The organism is Vibrio sp. OPT46 (assembly GCF_015163535.1).
Taxonomy (GTDB): domain Bacteria; phylum Pseudomonadota; class Gammaproteobacteria; order Enterobacterales; family Vibrionaceae; genus Vibrio; species Vibrio alginolyticus.
On the sequence record NZ_JADDYG010000679.1, the window covers coordinates 1 to 377 of the forward strand.

Consider the following 377-nt stretch of genomic DNA (forward strand, 5'->3'; position numbering starts at 1 on the left):
AAAGAGCTAGCGGCAAGGTTTGGTTTCCCAGGGCGAATACAAATAGTCGGTAAACGTACGGATACAGCTTTAACAAAGCCTTTACGGGCATAGTCGTTCACCAATAACTCACCTATAGCTTTTTGCGTCCCGTAGGATGACTGAGGATGAAGTGCTGTTATTGGTGTAATCGTTTCCGGAAGATCACCACCAAATACAGCTAAAGATGAAGCAAACGTAAAACGAATATTAGGGTTTACTTTACGGCAACGCTCAAGCAATAACTGTGTGGTCGTCAGATTTACAGCTACGCCTAAATCAAAATCTTGCTCAGCATGGCTCGATACAATTGCCGCTAAATGAAAAATGTGTGTCGTTTCGGCAGTAATAACTTGGTC

At 43.0% G+C, this 377-nt stretch carries 1 protein-coding gene; it reads right to left on the minus strand.

From position 1 onward, the window contains the following. Positions 1-377, minus strand: a 377-nt coding sequence (locus IQR33_RS24745; RefSeq protein ID WP_193844145.1) for an NAD-dependent epimerase/dehydratase family protein, incomplete at both ends; no start/stop codon positions are given.